A 16,154-nucleotide genomic window follows, 5' to 3' on the forward strand; every position below is an offset into this window, starting at 1 on the left:
ATTGCTAATTACGTTGTTTTGAAGCTATAGCATATGATGATAGGGAGGTTTATGTAGATAAGCAGTTATTATATTTTATTAATCTACTAATCTTGTTTCAGATATTCAAAAAATGTTTCAAATATCATTTCTGAGGCTAGTAAAATATCTCAATTACAGGCTATACTTCCTGAAGCGTGTAGGCAATGGATTGAATCATCGGTTGAAACTAGAAACGGAGCAAACTTTTCTTCCTACGCATATATAAAATATTAAAGGAGATAATTATGAGAAAAAAAATTGGCACTTTTTTATTTGCATTTATATTATTATTTTCTATGATTAGTTCACCTCTTTGGTCAATTAGTGCTTTTGCTGAAACGATGGATGATGAAAATGATTATAAAGTATTGATGACGAAAACGAATGTTGAGACAGATAAAGCTTGGAATATTAAGATGAATTCAAAATTAGATATACATACGATAACGAAAGACAATGTTTATGTTTTGGATCAAGATGGAAACAAAATGGATACCTCGGCTGTGCTGCAAAAAGACCAACAAACGATAACAATACAGCCACCAACGAATGGTTACAATACGGACCAAACTTATACACTATTTGTAACCGATGGGGTAGCGTCAAGTAAGAAGAAATTTATTAAGCAGCCTGTGAAAATGCAGTTTACAACGGCAAAAAAATCAGCAAAACAATTTGTAGCCAATCCTGAGAACAATAATATTGACTATACAAAAAATGTTGAAGAACTATCGAGTAAAACTTTAAAAAAATTAAAAACGACTAATTACGATCAAGATAAAGTAGTATTTGCTGGTAAGATAAAAGAAGTAATCTCTCTCAACAAGAATGATGTCATTATTTTACCAGCCACAAAGGAATATCCGTTTGGATATGCTAAGAAAGTATCAAGTATTAACTATCAATCAGGTAAAACAGTCATTCAAACAAAGGAACCTATTTTAGAAGAAGTTATTGACAAAGATTCTGAAATTTCTACTTCAAAAGAATTGACAATTGATGATTTTAAAATTGATGAAGACCAGATAAAAGGTGTTTATACAAAAAAAGAGACACCAACATTAAGAGTTTTTGGTATAGAAAATGATGATCAAGCAGAAATCAGTATTGAACAAGAACATGAGGGTGTCAAAGTTAAATATGAAAATATCGTATTACAAAAAGGAACTACAAAAACGATTCGTGGTAAAAGAATAAAGCTAAATAATGTTACGTTAAATGGTTCTGTTACGTTTGGTTTACCTCGTCTACATACAGATGGGAAACTCAGTAATCTGAAATATTTAGAATTTAATACACAGTTTAAGAAAGATATAAATATTAAATACAGTTATGAACGAGAAACCGAAGAGGGAGCCTTTGAAGTTTATACAGAAATTCAAGATGATGTGAAGAGAGTTTTTGATAAAACAATCGATTTAGGTGTCAATATCCCGGTTAAATTATATGGAATTGCTGGAGCAAAAATTGGTCTCGCTCTTGTAGGTGAAGGTGCTTTATCGGGAGAGGTTTCCGCAGGAACAGAACTTGCTTCTAAATTAAAAGTTGGATTTCGAAAAAATAATAACGGGAAAATGGAGGCTTTTAACAAATCAACTGTAAAGGCAGATATGAAACTTGGTAAGCTAGAAGGAAAGGCAGAAGCTAGTCTTGCTCTACGTCTTGCTATTCATGCACAAGTTGTTCAATTTCAAGTAGGGGAATTAGACACCGATGTTGGAATCGGAGCGGAAGTGACAGGTGAAGCATCAAAAACTTTATCGGTTGGTGCATCAGCAGGGAAAGAGTCGAGTCAGGAAGACGGAGTAGAATTTGAAGGAGATGCTTGTGTAAGACTGGATGTTAAAAGCTTCTTTAAAGTAAATGGTAATGTAGGAACAACAAATCATAATATACCATTCGAGGCATTAAAAAATGAAAAACCACTATATGAAGCATCAACATGTGATGTGACAAGTCTTCGTGTATCTCCAAAAACGATAAAAGCAGCACCAGGTGAAGAAAAGCTAATTAGTTTATCGAGTGTTACAAACCAGTTAAAGGAAGAGGAAATTGAGCTTCCAGACAAGTCTGTTAAGATGTCTATAGAACGTAAATCAGTTGCAACAGTAGATCGCTATGGATATGTAACGATAAATAAAAATGCTCAAGAAGGCGATAAAGCAACATTAAAAGTTGAATATGAAGATATTAAGAAAAATGTAGATATATTAGTGACGAAAGCCAATAAACATGCGTTAGAAGGTCAAGTGCTATCTTCAACAGATAATGGTAGGTTATCAGATGTCACTGTAAAGGCAATAGATAAAGGGATGAAGAAAGAAGTAGCAAGCACAACAACAGATGCTCAAGGACAGTACACTTTATCTTTACCCGAAGGTGAATATGAATTAGTTTATAAAAAGAATGGTTATAAAGAATCTACACGTATGCTGGTAATTGATGATTCAAGTGATAGTCTGATCAAAATGGATGTACTTAATCTTGTACCAAGTGATGCACAGATAATCGGAATTAGTGGGACTACAACGAATGCGGTAACAGGTGAAAAACTAACAGGAGTGCGTCTAGAATTCTATAATATGAATGATATGGGAAAAGATGATGTTGAACCAGTCGCTGTTACATCAGTAGATGAAGAGGGGCACTACACACAAAAGTTGGATGAAGGAATGTATAGTGTAGAAGTTATTCCTGATAGTACGAGCTATTTACCAATGACGCAAGAAATTACAGTAAATGCAACACATAAAGAAAGTAACTTTGCAATTTCACCGATTTTAAAAGAAGGGCATATACGAATTGTACTGTCTTGGGGGAAAAATCCGAGAGATTTAGATGCACATCTCTATGGGCCTTCAGAAAAATCGGATGAGATATTCCATCTTTATTATCGTAACAAAGGAAATCCTGAAGAAGAAGCCGAAGACGATTACAATAATTATGGAGCTAACTTAGATTTAGATGATATAAATAGTTTTGGCCCGGAAACGATTACGATTTATGAAAAACATAAAAATATTTATCGATTTATCGTTCATAGGTATGCAGGTAGAGGAATGTTGAGCGAGAGTGGAGCTACTGTCAAAGTATACTTCGATGATCAACAACAACCAATTCAAGAATTTACAGTGCCTTTCGGTAAAGAGGGAGACTATTGGCACGTCTTTGATTTAGATGCTATGAAGGGTAAAATATATGAGGTGAATGAAGTTTTAGAAGAAAATCCAATGAGTAATTATTAAAAAAGGTATTTTAAAAGCTTTAGCTCCGTTCAATCTAAAAATAAGTTCGCCATATAATTCAATTCAATTTAAGTCTTTTCTATATAGAACGATAAGAAAAAGTCCCTGATTATTTTTTGGTCAGGGATTTTGTTATGGCTATGGTTTTATCTGTGGGGTGTAGTTATTTGTATTGCTTCTTTCTTCCAACTTATTGCTTCTTCGATTGTGGTATTTTCAATAAGATCTATTTTCGCAAGGTTTGCGATAGTTCTAGCAATACGGATAATTTTAAACTGGGTACGGTTGCTTCATCAAAGCGAATTGAATTAGGAACGCCGAAAGTTTCATGTAAGGTGGAAAAAATGAGCGATAACTTTAATCCCTTACCTATCTGTATTAATAAGAAAAGGATTTAATATCAACTGTTCAATTACTTGTATTGTATATATTTAAGTAAAATGAACTATTTTATTTAATTGTAAATATTACAAAAGATATAGAAAAATAATTTCATATAACATATAATTAAGTTATTATTATACATATTTGGTTATAGGAGTGATACTTGTGATTTTTAATTTTGTATTAAAACATGTATTTAAAGCAAGCACAGAAGAAGAAAAGTTAAAGGCGTCTTTAATTTACGGTTGGGGCTTAGCTTTTATAGGAATTGTTAGTGTAATAATTGCAGATTTATTACCTAATGTATCTACACCATTTACTTGGATAGTAATCATAACTCTTGGATTATTTATTATGAGATACACATCTGTAAAACCGATTTTAGGAGCAGCTGCAGGAGGAATTACAGTTGTAGCAATTGGTGCAATGTTAGAAAACCTATTTAACCGTAGAGACAACGCATTAAGTATGGGTGCATTATTTGGAGTAATCATTGTGTTATTTGGTATGATTGTTAAAAATTTGATTGTTTCATGGTTTTATTTAATTCGTGAGACAATTCGTTACTATAAACACAAAAAGAATAATAGTGAATTAAGCGAAACAGTTTTTATAAAAGCGAACGCTTAAAAAATCGGTCTTTTGTTCAATCGTAAAATCCTTTAACATGTATAAAGGAAGGTCATGCATTTAGTTCTGAAAAGAGATATGGTGTTAGAAAAAACTGTATGCTTAATCAAGACTATGCTAAAGATATAAAAAGTGGCGTTTTACAGCTTATATATAAAAGATATAAGAGGGCATTAGAAATATTAGAAAATAATAAAGAAATCAAGGAGATAAATATTTTGGGTGGTGTGCGTACCTATATGGATAGTTATAATGACTATCAAAATCCGCTATTAGGAGAATTGCATAAGGTTGAAAAAATAATTAAAGAATTAATTATTTTAAAAATATTAACACGCAAAAGCATATATAAAAACCATGGATCTTGCCCAGAAGAAAAGTCCTAAACCACAATGGTTTAGGACTTTCTTTTTTGAAAGGATTAATTTCACAAATAATCTGGTGAATTATTAGGAATGCTACCTTTCAGTATTTCCATTTTGGGCTTACCTAGTGCGTAACCTTGCCCATAATGAATTCCAACAGATTGAAGGTATTTTATTTCTTCTATATGTTCTATGCCTTCAGCAATAATTTTTGTATTAGATTGTTCTGCATATTCATATATCATCGAAGCTAATTTTTGACTGGCCTCATTCTGATGAATATTTTGAATAAGTGAGCGATCTAATTTAACAAACTCTGGTTTTAGATAGATTAATGTCTTTAAACTATTATAGCCAGACCCCACATCATCAATAGCAATGCGATAACCCTGTGAACGATAATTAGAGAGAACTCGCTCAAATTCTTGGAAATCTGTGACAGCACTACGCTCCGTTAGTTCAAAAACGACTTGATTTGGTTGCAGTCCGACATTTCCTAAAAGTTTTAATGTTTCGCCATTGTGATAGTTTTTATCTAGTAGAATTGATGGATGGATATTTAAAAATAATGTGTAATGTTTTGCAATGGAGTTTTCCGGAAGTCTAGTCATGTATCTTTGTAAAGAAAGATTCCTACAAAACTTTTCAAATGCAAAAACCATATCCGTTTGCCCAACAAATTCATAAAACACATCGGCATTTGAAAATAATTTTGAGTTAGATGGTCTATTTAGTGCCTCGAAGGCAAATGTTTCATCTGTTTGCAAATTGACAATGGGCTGAAAAAATGTGTTGAGTTTTTCGTTTTTTAATATTTTTTTTAGCTCATTGTATCTTTTGAAATTCAAGAGATCCTCATGACGCCGGCCATATAAGTATTTTAAATATGAGAATGGGTTAACAGGCGAATCCCCGGAATATAGTGGAAAATTCATACGATCTCCTTATGTATAAAGGTATTTTTCCTTATTTTAATATTTTACTGTTAAAGTAATGTTAATTTTATTTAAAGACTTGTAAATAACGGGCGCATTAAACAATTCGGAAAATAGATTACAGATTAAGTCCTCAATCACATTGAGGCTTTTTTTCTATAGCTAAAGCAACCAATGGTCGGACGGATGGCATTTACGCGTTCAATAGTAGAAAGATGTTTAAATATGTTTTTCTGAGCTTTTGAATCTATTGATGTTCTATTTTATCCTTTTCGCTTTATTGAAATATAGGTATTGTTACCAATATTCATTTACATAAATAGGTAAAAATAATCTTAATAGTATTATTTTTACATGTTATAATTTCTAAAAGTTGACAAAAAATGTATTATATTTTCAAGTTGATTATAGGTCACTGGATTGATTGATGGAGATTAAAGAGATCGTAGGAAGACTTCTGTTTTTTTAAAAAAGAGGTGATGAACATGTCTTTAGGTTATTACTATGCACTTTTACGTGAAAAAGAATATCAACTTGAAAGGCTACAGGCCTGTAATAGTCAGTTGCACGCACATCAACAAGAATTTATCGAGTATGAAATAAAGATTACACAACCTACACTTTCTAGTAACACTTGGCAAGGGATGTTAGCCAATAAGTTTGATCAAACCCGCACCGAGCAGATGCTAACTAAATATCGTGAGTTAGACGGGCAACAATTCAGTTCTGTTTATAAGGTGTTAGGTGACAAAATAAAAAGCTTACAAGAAGAAATCATTTCTATAAAAGAGATTATTAGACGTCTTGAGGAAGAACTTGCTGCTGAAAGGGAGAAAAGTAAATAACAAGTTTTAGGAGGTGATATTTGATGGGTATGGAAATTAAAATCAAGCAGGGTGAGATTGAACAAGCCCTTTCTAAGATGAAATCCTCTACAAATGCTCTTCATACTTCGTTTCCTTCTACAGTCGGTGAGGATAATGTTCTAACGCTCGTTCAGAAATGGAAAGACCTCCAACAAGCGCTCGAACAAGTTTTAAAATCCTACAAAGTCCTATTAATACAAAATGAAGAAGCAAGCCATCAAGCTGTTCAGAGTATGATTGAGTTGGATGAACAGCTGGGAGATTATACACTGTTGAAATAAGAAATTTACACTGTGGGAAGTTTTACTTTATGCTAAGCGAGGTGGATTGATATTACGAAGGTATTAGATGTTACTGGCTTACAGAATGGAATAGAGGAAACACTCAAATCATTAAAAAATAAACAAAATGAGATTGCTGAGGTTGAAACGGCAGTACAAGGGATAATTGCACTAGAAGATGCCTTTAAAGGAAAAAGTGGTGATGCGGTACGGAATTACTATAAAGAAGTACATCTGCCATTTATCTCTTATTACAAAGATTTTATAGAAGATTACGAAAGTAAACTTAAAAGCATGGATAAAGAATTACAGGCGCTAGAATCTGCTAGTAATGGTAAGATTGTCGAATTGTATTTAAAAGGAGAATTAAAAAGTAGCCTGCAAAACTCAGCCAATCATACAATTACGCTAACAGACGAGACAAATAAAACAATTCTTTCGGTACAAGACATTGTTGCATTACCACAATTGAGTGATACATTCTTTCTTGAAGAAGTCACTGATGCGAAAAAGCAAATTAGTGATACGATAGAAAAAATCCATCAATTTGATTACAATCAAAGTAATGTCCTAGAACAATTATCCAATGATGTATCAAACATGCAACACTACATAGATGGCATCAAATCGCTGTCCAAAAGCGGGAAACTACAACTAGAAAACTATAAAAGCGGTACCCTAAATAAGTATCATTTGGATGACTGGCTTATGACCGAAGAGGGAAGTACCTGTTCTAGAGAAGACACAAAAGAAATCGAAAAATTGAAAAAGAAACTTTTGAATGCATCTACTATAGATGAATATTTGAAGATTGCAGAAGAAATTGGCGATGCAAACCTAGATGAAGATCAGAAACAAATCGTCACCATGCTGAAAACAGCGAAAGGTATCAAAGATGGCCTCTACAAATCGGGAAAAGACTTCGTGGAAGGGATAATTGATTTATTCACCACCAATCCAATAGAAACGATAGAAAGTACACTTAAAGCGGTAGTTGATCCAGAAACATATAAGTATCTGGCGAAATCGATAGCCGATTCGTTTGAAAGAGATGTGATCAACGGAGATGCCGAGTCACGTGCACGATGGATATCCTATGCATTAGGAACCGTCTTTACTTCCGTGGTGGGAACCAAAGGCGCAGGCGCTGTAACGAAGGCAGGAATGGCAACTACGAAAGCCGCTGCCAAAGCAGGAGTAAGCACAGTAAAGGGTGCACTAAAAGAAACCCCCATCCCAAACTTATTTCCATATGCACCCCAACACCAATTAGCTGGTGCTAATTTAGGTGTTGTGCCTTTTAATACGGTGAATAGTGTAGGGTTGAAAGATCGGTTGCTTTCTATGGCTAAGGTGGAGACTAAGGGTAGTAAGGGAGCTAAGGGTACTAGAAATGTAAAATATTTAGATGATGTACCTAGAATAAAAGAAATTGAAGTTAATTTTAAAAAAAATGTTAAACATGACTCCGAAGAGTTTGTAAAACAATTAAAAGACCAAGAAAAAGGTATGAATGAATTAACAGTTGACGAGTATCTGAAAAATAGAGATAGATATATTGCTGAAGGTAGAGCAATAGAAGGAAATGCAGCTCAAAAAATGGCTAGACAAGAAGCACTTAAAGATAAAATTGCTGAACTGCGAAAACAAGGACTTTCCAGAGCAGATGCGACAAAGCAAGCTTCAGAATGGATGGAAACAAAAGCAGCACTTCATAATCCAGATCAAATAGCTGGAGGAAGAGCAGACATTATTGGAGGTTTGGGGGATAAAAGAGTAAATTCCTCGATAGGTTCACAATGGAAATATAGAATTGATGTTGTTGATGAGCAAATTAGGGAAATAGCGAAGAATATGTCACCTGAAAAGCTAAAGAATACTTATTTAAATGTGAAATTAACTCAATAATCAAAGGAGGGTATTTTAATTGGAAACTATATTTAGCGATTTTATAAAACATGAAACAGTTGATGAAGATGTTATTTTAAAATATAAGGATAAACTTCCTGAAGAATTAATAGAAACATGGAAAAAATATGGTTTTGGTACTTTCGCAAATGACTTTTTAAAAGTTATTAATCCAGAGGATTATTTAGATATTTTAGAGCGAAGTTATCTAAGGTATGAGCAGGCGATTCCTATTTTTACAACCGCAATGGGTGATATTATAGTATGGGAAAAAGATAAGTATGTAAATTTATTAAACTTTAGAAAAGGATATGTTAATGTTGTTTCATCTGGATTTGAATTCTTTTTTGATGACTTAATAGATAATGACTTTATGAACGATGAATTAATGTGGCAGCCTTATCCTGAAGCTATTAGTAAATACAGTGCCCCTAACTATGACGAGTGTTTTGGATACACCCCTTTATTAGGTTTAGGTGGAGCAGAAAAAGTAGAGAATCTAAAAAAAGTCAAATTGAAGGAACATATTCTTATTATTACTGAATTTATGGGACTGGTTCAGTAATGGGTGCCAGGTACCTAAACAATTCTGAAAATAAGATACAAATAAAGTCTTTAATCTCTACCGAGGTTAAAGGCTTTTTAAGTTTACCATTATATACTAGTCAAGGTGCGACGGTAGAACTTTGGGAAAGAAAGCTTAAACAATTGGAAAAATAATGGTAAGGAGGTAAGTTCTCATGGATAAGAAAGATATTAATTTCCTTGAACAGTTACTTTATAATGCAGAAAAAAACTATATAATCAATCAGTTAACGAATACAAACAACTCTTTATTACTTCATTACTTTGCTGCAAATTATAATTGGAATAGTAGATTTGATTTACCAACAATTATTCTAGAAAATGAGGCTTGTGATTTCGGAACAGGTTTACTAATGTTTCATTATGCAGACGGATATCGTATGTTAGAAAATCAGGATGAAGTTTCAAGTTCTTCATTAGATGAATGGAAAAATTTTTTGGGTAAGATTTATAATAAACTTATAAACTTAGAATTTAAATCTCAGAATATTTCCTTCGACCCTGAATTAACAAAAATTCAAAAATATAAATTGAAAAAGAGTAATCCAACCATTCCTGATATTCTCATTAGTAAATCACCAGGAGAAGTGGTTAATATTCCAAAAATATAATGTGATTGGTTAAAAACTAAAGTTTTGGTTCTAGGTACCCGAATAATTCTGATAATAATGTACAAATAAAGTCTTTAATCTCTACCGAGGTTGAAGGCTTTTTAAGTACGATTTATATATCCAATCGAAACATATAACTAAATATCGAAATCGATAGCCGATTCATTTGAGCGAGATATGGTAAATGGTGATGCCTATTCACGTGTAAAATGGGTGTCATATGGATTAGGTACCGTCCTGATTTCCGTAATATGGTGAAAATTTTAATCCAAAGTGAAAAGGTAAGTCTGGAGGAGGGAGAGTAAACTAATGAAATTATATTTTTTAGAACCAGAAGTATCAGGTGGTCATGGTGAACATACCATTTATGGAGCAGAGCAAGATATTGAAACAGAGGGTATATCAGGAAAGGTAAAATATTTGCATTATGAATTTGAAGGATGGCTAGGAGATGACTTATTAGAGTCAACACCAGCTTTCATTGTATCAAGTAAACTTCAAACAGAATTAGAGAAAAGTGATTTTAAAGATTACAAACTTGAAGAGTGTTTAATTACTACGTCTGATGAGTTTAAAGAAATGTATCCAAATAAAGAAATTCCTACATTCAACAGATTTATACCACTTGGCAAAATTGAAGTAGAAGGAGAGAAATTCAAAAATTGGTCAGGACATCATTTCTGTTTATCACCAAAAGGTGAGTTAGTTGTAACTCAAGAAGCGTTGAATTTATTAAAAAGAGTTTCAATAGATAATAGTTATATTACACCCCTAACACAGGAGTAAATTATAAAACCTTAGACATATAAACAATTTTTATCTCAACCCCATAAGTTAGACAAATAAAGTGATATGACTCCAAAAGTTGGACCTAATGGGTGTCCCATGGAAAGTTTTGGTGCCAGGTACTCAAACAAATACTCAAACAAATTTTGAAAATAAGCTATAAATAAAGTTTTTAATCTCTACAGAGGTTGAAGGCTTTTTAAATACGATTTACATTAATTTGAAAAGCTTAAAGTGAGAATTATATCCTGAGTTATTTACTAAGTAAGATGAGGTGGAGTGTATGGATGTGAAATCAGAACTAAAGAAAATCTACACAAATAGACTTTTACAATCTCAAAAAGAAATATCTGAATTTAAAGAGGCGTTAAGTAATCTTATTGGTTTAGGGGATAAATCAGTTATTACAGGATTATGCATGGGATTTGACGATGATACAGAACAATATGAAATAATGTTCGGATTAGTACATGGCATAGAGCATCTCTATAAAGAAAATATTGAAGAAGGGTTATATTTAATCGCTTCGGCTGTCCCAAGTGTTATTGATAGGGCAAGAGAATGGATGGAAGTTTTACATTATAGAATTTTAAATCATGAACAAGTAAGAAGAACATACGGTAGTGTACTATCTAATCTAGATGACAAGACAAAAGAGATAATAATAAACTTATTAAGAGACATAAAAAGTGAAGACCCAAAAATGTTTAGCAATTCTGTAGATGAAGTATTAAAAGTAATATAATTATAACCACCTTAATTGGCAAAAACCTTTTAAGGTGGTTTTTTAATCTACTACCCAGTGCCGAATAAATTGGTTATAAATTTTGGTGCCAGGTACTCAAACAATGATACGATTCTTTCGGTACAAGACATTGTTGCATTACCACAATTAAGTGATGAATCCTTTCTTGAAGAAGTCAATGACGCGAAAAAACAAATTAATGATACGGTAGAAAAAGTTCATCAATTTGATTACAATCAAACTGAAGCACTAGAACAATTATCCAAAGATGTATCGAACATGCAAAACTACATTAACGGGATTAAATTGCTATCTAACAGCGGGAAACTCCAACTAGAAAACTATACAAGCGGTACCTAATAAGTATCAATTGGATGGCTGGCTTACGGAATTGGGAAGCACTTGTTCTAGAGAAGACACAAAAGAAATCGAAAAATTGAAAAAGAAACTTCTGAATGCATTTACAATAGATGAATATTTGAAGATTGCGGAAGAAATTGGCGATGCAAACCTAGATGAAGATCAGAAACAAATCGTCACCATGCTGAAAACAGCGAAAGGTATCAAAGATGGCCTCTACAAATCGGGAAAAGACTTCGTGAAAGGGATATTTGATGTCGTCCTCCATCCAGTAAAAACGGTAGAGAGCACAATTCAAGCGATAGCCCACCCAATCGAAACCTACGATTATATTTCGAAGGCAATCAGCGATTCGTTTGAACGAGATGTGATCAACGGAGATGCCGAGTCACGTGCACGATGGATATCCTATGCATTAGGAACCTTCGTGACTTCCGTGGTGGGAACCAAAGGGCTGGGTGCTGTATCAAAGACCGGAATGGCAACGACGAAAGTCGCTACGAAAGCCGCTGCCAAAGCAGGAGTAAGCACAGTAAAGGGTGCACTAAAAGAAACCTCCATCCCAAACTTATTCCCATATGCACCCCAACACCAATTAGCTGGGGTGAATGTAGGCGGTGTGCCGTATAATACGGTGAATAGTGTAGGGTTGAAAGATCGGTTGCTTTCTATGGAACAAGAAGTATCTAATTCAAGCAGAGCACCATTTACGGGGAAAAACGTTTCAGTACCATGGTTAAGTGATAAATATAATGCTATTGAAATAAAAGGGAAAGTTAAAGCTAATGGAAAAATAAAAGATATTGATAGAAGAGTTTATCAAATTAAGAATTTAGATATTAAGAGAGTGGACCCAAAAACAAAGAAAACAAATTTACAACTGATGAACAAAGGTCGTGCACCTTATGCAAATGATGGTTCAAAAATTAATTTACACCATTTGATTCAAGAAGAACCAGGAGCTCTGTTAGAGATACCAGAGAGTTTACACAAAAAATATAGTGAAGTAATACATGGGTTAAAAAATAACGGGGAAAGTTTTAGGCAATCTCCAAAACTCGAAAATCAATATGATAATTTTCGTAGAAGGTATTGGAAATGGAGAGCAAAGCAATATGAAAATCAAGATTAGAAGGTGATGGGAAATGAAGTATACTAATTTACAAAAATTTATTAAGGAAAATGGAGAAGGTGATGATTTTACAGGTGGAGTAAATGAAGAAAGAGTTTTGGAAATCGAGAGTAAACTTCAAGTGACTCTTCCTGAAAGTTATAAATGGTTTTTAAGAAATTACGGATCAGGTGGGATTTTTGGTATTGATATTCAAGGTTATGATTATGAGGGGGCATCAGTAGTAGATTTAACTAAAGACTATCGGGAATTTTATAATTTAATCGACGGTATAGTTGTAATTGAAAATATTGATGAATTCTCATATTGTCTAGATACAAATAAAATGATAGACGGAGAATGTCCAGTTATTATGTGGGATAATCTTGAAGGATATGGACGTACGTTGGAAGATAACTTCTTAGATTATTTTATTCAACGTCTTGAAACAGCAAAGGGAAACTGGGAAGAAGATGACGAAGATTAGTAAACGAGTTAACCTGCCAAGGAGTAAATCCTATTGGTGGGTTGTTTCTTTATAATCGCCAAAGAAATTAGATTGATCCTACCCAACAATAATTCATCATAGAATTAGAGAAGTCAATGACGTGAAAAACAAATTAATGATACGGTAGCCAAAATTTCCAAATGAGCACCAGGCTAGTATTTATGGAACAGGTCCACCACAGCATATGTCTTGTTTAAAGGAGGTAAAAAATGATGAACTGTAATAATTTTATAAAAGCAAACAAAGAAAATAGTTTTTATCTAGTGACTGAAAGTGAAATAGAAGAGGTTGAAAAAAAACTGAATTTAAAAATGCCTAATGAATTAGTTAATTTTTATTTAGAAGTTGGTTATGGGTTTATTAAAGGATCAGAGTTTAATATTAATCGTATTATGGACCCATATTCTATAAGAGACTTTCGATTGAGAATAAATGATTTTGAATTTTATCCAGACATAGAAATATACGATGAATTTGAGAGTAACAAATTAATATTTTTTGAGGGTAATGAATCAGCTTTAATGTCAATTGAATTGAATAATAACAATGAAAATCCGATTTATTATTATGATATTCAAATAGCAACTTCTCTTTCCGAATTTTTAAGAAAAATAGAAGAAAATGATAAGTATTACCTTGATTTATTAGTTGATTAAGCGAACATAGTACTTATTCCTTGATTGGCGCTATTCAATTCCAGAAGGATTTATATACCCAACAATTAAACTAAAGCAGGCAGGGGCTACACCACACCATAAGTCGGATACAGTAATAGATTTAATCCCAACTGATTTGCTTAGAAATGCTCTACATATTGGTTCTGCATCTGATTTACGAGGAGGATATTAAAAAATGGAAGAATTAAAAAAGAAATTAGATGAAATAGTTGATTTTGATATAAAAGAGATAGATACAATTTGGGATGAAGCTGATATAAAAACGCTTGAAGAAAAACATAACTTAAAGTTACCTCAAGATTATGTTTTTTATCTGAAACATTACGGTAATGATTATATAAGAGAAGACTTTCGATTTATACCATCAATAGAATTGCCAAAAAAGATTAAACAAACCCAATTTGAAATAGATTCTATTTATGGATTAAATAATGATGAGAATAGATTGGATGATAAGATTAACACCCATTGGGATATATTACCATATGGTTTGTTTCCAATTGCAGATTTGCCAGGTGGAGATTTAATATGCATGGGTAAGCAGGGCGATAAACATAATAAAATTTATATATGGTTTCATGAAATGGACGTATATAATGTTGTCCAAGTTTGTGATTCTTTTGAAAGATTTATAGAAAACTTTAAAAGAGTAAAAGTAGAAAATAATACCCTAGATAATGTTAAATTAAGTTTGGGTGATAAATTAAATGACTTTTTAAATAATGCTTCTAAAAATATGAAGTAAATAGAATATTAAGTGATAATAGCTACATGTAGGTACATTCTTTTGAAATAGTTGATGATCGTATGATAAGTTGGATTTAATGCCGTGTTGAATCAAAGTTTTGGTGCCAGGTACTCAAACCACTCTGAAAATTAGTGATAAATAAAGTCTTTCCAGATATGCTATATAAAGATTATTGGAGGAAGCAATAATGAGATACTTTAAGTTGCTAAAAGACTATACAAATGAGAGGGAGATAATTTGCTTGTGTGAAAATTCTTTTGGTTGGGAGCAATATGAATTATCAGAAGGAAAGCAAATTAGCAGTTGGAATGAGAAAATAACTTTCTATTACAATCCAAGTGAAGGTAATCAGGTATCAGATTATATCCATAATAATTTATCATGGTTTATAGTTTCCCCACTGTTTGAAACGATATTAAATGAGATAGATAACGGTGGGGTGCAATTCTTGCCAATAAATATTATAAATAAAGAAAACGATAATTCGATACATGGATATACAGTAGCAAATGTGGTTAATGTGGTTGATGCTATTAACTTCGAAAAGTCAACATATAGTGTATTTGAATTAGATGATAATAAATTTTATGATATTTCCAAATATACGTTAAATGAAAATGAAATAAATGGTAAACATATATTTAAATTAAAAGGTGATGAAATTCCAATATTTGTATCGGAATTAGTGAAAGAATTAGTTGAAAAAAATAATATTACTGGTTGCGACTTCCTTGAAGTTGAAGTAACCCCGTAATCATTTTACTTTCCCTTAGAGTAAATCATTCTAGGCGTTTAAGGATTAAAGCAGCAACTCACCTATTAGATAGAAGGATATAAATGAAAGATAGTGTCTACACACACCTAAAATAATTGAGGGGCTTTTAAATACGATTAGAAAGAATAGAGGATTATCTTGAGTTATATAATAAGGACTTAAGTAGTTTTATGGTTGAAAATAATCTCATATAATAAAGTTTTGGTGCAAGGTACTCAAATGATTCTGAAAATAAGCTATAAAAAAGTCTTTAATCTCTACCGAGGTTGAAGGCTTTTTAAGTACGATTTATTAATTTGAAAATGGAGAGCGAAACAATGTAGTCACTAAAAACTATTAAAAAATCTATCGCGAAAAAAAGATGTTGACAATAAGATATTTATTTCATATACTATTCAAGTCGCTAAAACGACATGAAAATAAATGAGTAATAATAAATATCAAAACTATTTAAATTTGTTGTTGACGCATTATAATTATTTTGATATAATAAATGAGTCGTTAAGATAACGACAAGATATGAACCTTGAAAACTGAACAAGCAAGACGTTAATCAATAAACTTTGATTACTAACATTCGTTAGTAACAAGGACAAATTGTTATCATCTTTTA

The 16,154-nt window shown here is 32.4% G+C and carries 16 protein-coding genes and 2 pseudogenes; 16 read left to right on the plus strand and 2 right to left on the minus strand.

Going from position 1 to position 16,154, the window contains the following annotated elements:
* Window positions 1-266 precede the first annotated feature (266 nt).
* Complete coding sequence (locus ABE048_RS16325; protein WP_430312337.1) at window positions 267-3,266, plus strand: carboxypeptidase regulatory-like domain-containing protein; 3,000 nt, start codon at window positions 267-269, stop codon at window positions 3,264-3,266.
* 146 nt (window positions 3,267-3,412) lie between these two features.
* Here the strand turns inward: ABE048_RS16325 and ABE048_RS16330 are convergent.
* Window positions 3,413-3,544, minus strand: a pseudogene (locus tag ABE048_RS16330) (hypothetical protein); the annotation flags it as partial.
* 271 nt (window positions 3,545-3,815) lie between these two features.
* Between ABE048_RS16330 and ABE048_RS16335 the strand changes: the two are divergent.
* Both ABE048_RS16335 and ABE048_RS16340 read left to right on the plus strand, forming a co-directional pair.
* On the plus strand, window positions 3,816-4,280 hold the full coding sequence (locus ABE048_RS16335; protein WP_430312338.1) for a hypothetical protein: 465 nt from the start codon (window positions 3,816-3,818) through the stop codon (window positions 4,278-4,280).
* A gap of 98 nt (window positions 4,281-4,378) precedes the next feature.
* A pseudogene (locus ABE048_RS16340) lies at window positions 4,379-4,594 on the plus strand (hypothetical protein); the annotation flags it as partial.
* Window positions 4,595-4,707: 113 nt separating this feature from the next.
* On the opposite strand, the gene ABE048_RS16345 reads toward ABE048_RS16340, so the two are convergent.
* A complete protein-coding gene (locus ABE048_RS16345) occupies window positions 4,708-5,580 on the minus strand; it encodes an EAL domain-containing protein (protein WP_430312339.1) in 873 nt (290 codons plus the stop codon).
* Window positions 5,581-6,065: 485 nt separating this feature from the next.
* Here ABE048_RS16345 and ABE048_RS16350 point away from each other — a divergent pair, with 485 nt between their 5' ends.
* The 13 genes from ABE048_RS16350 to ABE048_RS16410 all read left to right on the plus strand — a co-directional run bounded on the left by ABE048_RS16350 (window position 6,066) and on the right by ABE048_RS16410 (window position 15,520).
* Window positions 6,066-6,425: a YwqH-like family protein gene (locus ABE048_RS16350; RefSeq protein WP_430312340.1), complete on the plus strand. Its 360-nt coding sequence runs from the start codon at window positions 6,066-6,068 to the stop codon at window positions 6,423-6,425.
* Between the two features lie 23 nt (window positions 6,426-6,448).
* Window positions 6,449-6,727, plus strand: a complete 279-nt coding sequence (locus tag ABE048_RS16355; RefSeq protein ID WP_430312341.1) for a YwqI/YxiC family protein — start codon at window positions 6,449-6,451, stop codon at window positions 6,725-6,727.
* A gap of 51 nt (window positions 6,728-6,778) precedes the next feature.
* On the plus strand, window positions 6,779-8,635 hold the full coding sequence (locus ABE048_RS16360; protein ID WP_430312353.1) for a T7SS effector LXG polymorphic toxin: 1,857 nt from the start codon (window positions 6,779-6,781) through the stop codon (window positions 8,633-8,635).
* A gap of 19 nt (window positions 8,636-8,654) precedes the next feature.
* A complete protein-coding gene (locus ABE048_RS16365; protein WP_430312342.1) occupies window positions 8,655-9,200 on the plus strand; it encodes a T6SS immunity protein Tdi1 domain-containing protein in 546 nt (181 codons plus the stop codon).
* Window positions 9,201-9,375: 175 nt separating this feature from the next.
* On the plus strand, window positions 9,376-9,831 hold the full coding sequence (locus ABE048_RS16370) for a DUF4274 domain-containing protein (RefSeq protein WP_430312343.1): 456 nt from the start codon (window positions 9,376-9,378) through the stop codon (window positions 9,829-9,831).
* Between the two features lie 309 nt (window positions 9,832-10,140).
* On the plus strand, window positions 10,141-10,617 hold the full coding sequence (locus ABE048_RS16375) for a hypothetical protein (protein WP_430312344.1): 477 nt from the start codon (window positions 10,141-10,143) through the stop codon (window positions 10,615-10,617).
* Between the two features lie 283 nt (window positions 10,618-10,900).
* A complete protein-coding gene (locus ABE048_RS16380) occupies window positions 10,901-11,362 on the plus strand; it encodes an Imm30 family immunity protein (RefSeq protein ID WP_430312345.1) in 462 nt (153 codons plus the stop codon).
* 69 nt (window positions 11,363-11,431) lie between these two features.
* Window positions 11,432-11,722, plus strand: a complete 291-nt coding sequence (locus ABE048_RS16385; protein WP_430312346.1) for a T7SS effector LXG polymorphic toxin — start codon at window positions 11,432-11,434, stop codon at window positions 11,720-11,722.
* Between the two features lie 10 nt (window positions 11,723-11,732).
* Window positions 11,733-12,854 carry an HNH/ENDO VII family nuclease gene (locus tag ABE048_RS16390; RefSeq protein WP_430312347.1) on the plus strand — a complete coding sequence of 374 codons (1,122 nt, stop codon included), beginning with the start codon at window positions 11,733-11,735 and terminating at the stop codon, window positions 12,852-12,854.
* 13 nt (window positions 12,855-12,867) lie between these two features.
* Window positions 12,868-13,320 (plus strand): SMI1/KNR4 family protein, encoded by a 453-nt coding sequence (locus ABE048_RS16395; RefSeq protein WP_430312349.1) that lies wholly within the window; start codon window positions 12,868-12,870, stop codon window positions 13,318-13,320.
* Window positions 13,321-13,553: 233 nt separating this feature from the next.
* A complete protein-coding gene (locus tag ABE048_RS16400) occupies window positions 13,554-13,997 on the plus strand; it encodes an SMI1/KNR4 family protein (RefSeq protein ID WP_430312354.1) in 444 nt (147 codons plus the stop codon).
* Window positions 13,998-14,193: 196 nt separating this feature from the next.
* On the plus strand, window positions 14,194-14,763 hold the full coding sequence (locus tag ABE048_RS16405; protein WP_430312350.1) for an SMI1/KNR4 family protein: 570 nt from the start codon (window positions 14,194-14,196) through the stop codon (window positions 14,761-14,763).
* Between the two features lie 190 nt (window positions 14,764-14,953).
* Window positions 14,954-15,520, plus strand: coding sequence for an imm11 family protein (locus tag ABE048_RS16410; RefSeq protein ID WP_430312351.1), 567 nt, complete (start codon window positions 14,954-14,956; stop codon window positions 15,518-15,520).
* Window positions 15,521-16,154 lie beyond the last annotated feature (634 nt).

The organism is Rummeliibacillus pycnus, assembly GCF_050459865.1.
GTDB lineage: Bacteria > Bacillota > Bacilli > Bacillales_A > Planococcaceae > Rummeliibacillus > Rummeliibacillus pycnus_B.

Excerpts from the sequence above, each read along its gene's own strand:
- ABE048_RS16395 (WP_430312349.1), top strand. The coding sequence starts at position 12,868 with ATGAAGTATACTAATTTACAAAAATTTATTAAGGAAAATGGAGAAGGT.
- ABE048_RS16380 (WP_430312345.1), top strand. The coding sequence starts at position 10,901 with ATGGATGTGAAATCAGAACTAAAGAAAATCTACACAAATAGACTTTTA.
- ABE048_RS16325 (WP_430312337.1), top strand. The coding sequence starts at position 267 with ATGAGAAAAAAAATTGGCACTTTTTTATTTGCATTTATATTATTATTT.
- ABE048_RS16345 (WP_430312339.1), bottom strand. The coding sequence starts at position 5,580 with ATGAATTTTCCACTATATTCCGGGGATTCGCCTGTTAACCCATTCTCA.
- ABE048_RS16405 (WP_430312350.1), top strand. The coding sequence starts at position 14,194 with ATGGAAGAATTAAAAAAGAAATTAGATGAAATAGTTGATTTTGATATA.
- ABE048_RS16370 (WP_430312343.1), top strand. The coding sequence starts at position 9,376 with ATGGATAAGAAAGATATTAATTTCCTTGAACAGTTACTTTATAATGCA.
- ABE048_RS16400 (WP_430312354.1), top strand. The coding sequence starts at position 13,554 with ATGAACTGTAATAATTTTATAAAAGCAAACAAAGAAAATAGTTTTTAT.
- ABE048_RS16355 (WP_430312341.1), top strand. The coding sequence starts at position 6,449 with ATGGGTATGGAAATTAAAATCAAGCAGGGTGAGATTGAACAAGCCCTT.
- ABE048_RS16410 (WP_430312351.1), top strand. The coding sequence starts at position 14,954 with ATGAGATACTTTAAGTTGCTAAAAGACTATACAAATGAGAGGGAGATA.
- ABE048_RS16375 (WP_430312344.1), top strand. The coding sequence starts at position 10,141 with ATGAAATTATATTTTTTAGAACCAGAAGTATCAGGTGGTCATGGTGAA.
- ABE048_RS16350 (WP_430312340.1), top strand. The coding sequence starts at position 6,066 with ATGTCTTTAGGTTATTACTATGCACTTTTACGTGAAAAAGAATATCAA.